Annotated in this window: 1 pseudogene; it reads right to left on the minus strand. The window is 42.2% G+C overall.

Features of this window, described 5'->3' with window-relative positions:
• Nucleotides 1-1,228, minus strand: a pseudogene (locus FLV_RS19880) (hypothetical protein); the annotation flags it as partial.

Below are 1,228 nucleotides of genomic sequence, written 5' to 3' on the forward strand. Positions count from 1 at the left end.
GGAGTTCCTCCTGTAGCGGTAACGGTAACTTTTGAAGTAGCAACATTACAATTGGCATTTACCTGAGTAGCTGTAGCGGATAACGCTGCCGATGGCTCAGTAATGCTGATATTGGTTGATGCCGTACAATTAGTAGTATCGTCTGTGAAAACTACAGAGTAGCTGCCAACCGGCAAATTAGACAACGTAAACTCTGACGCTGTCTGTCCGCTAACTGCTGCTGCTGCGTTAACACTATAACTGTAAGATGAAGTAAACTGACTTACATTGTATCGAATAGATCCTGTTGAACCTCCATTACAATATACATCATTCAATTTAGTTCCAATAACCGAAATTGGACTAACAACTGGTACTGTATGAGAACCTGTAGCAAAACATCCGTTAGCATCCGTTACTTTGAAGCTATAGGTTACTCCACCAGCAAGTCCGCTAAAAACTCCTGTCGTATTGGAAGTTACAGAACCTGCTGGTGCTGTAATTTCATAGGTAATTGTTGGACCAACTCCTGTAGTTGCTGTTTTGGTAACCGTTACAGTACTAGTTGTGCTCAATGGAGCACAATAAATAGGCGTATGGGTAATATCTGAGATAACAGGCGGGTTTAATCTGTTGATCAAAACCGAATCTGTAAAACTACAGCCGTTATTGTCTCTTACTACATAGTCGATCGTTTGGTCTGTACCATTATCTGAAACCGTGAATGTTCTGATTCCTGTAAAGGCTCCCCCCTCAAAACTATAAGTATATGGTGCGGTTCCAGTTGTAGGTTCTACAACGGTAACTAAGGCACTCTGTTTGGCATTTGTACTGCTATTACAGCTAAAAGCACTTGCTGAAGCGGTTGTTGTCAAAGCTGATGGCTCGGTAATGGTAACATTAACGGAACCGGTACAGCCCTTACTGTCTTTTACATAAAAAGTATATGGCGTTGCTGAAGCTCCCAAGCCTGTAAAAGTAGCTGTAGTGCTAAAGCCGCTTGTAGCATTGTTACTGTAAGTATAGCCTCCTGATCCTCCTGATCCTGTTAAGGTAACTGAACCGTTTGGTGTGCCTGAATTACAGCTAACATTTACCTGGCTAGCACTTACCGATGGATTGGTAATAGCATTTACTGTCGCACTGGTAACTACTGTACATCCCGAAGTATTAGAATCCGTAACTCTAAAACTATACGTCCCAGACGATGCTGCCGTATAAACATTGCTTCCAATCGCTGTAAATGAAG

Origin of the sequence: Flavobacterium pectinovorum, assembly GCF_022802975.1 — a bacterium.
Lineage (GTDB): Bacteria > Bacteroidota > Bacteroidia > Flavobacteriales > Flavobacteriaceae > Flavobacterium > Flavobacterium pectinovorum_B.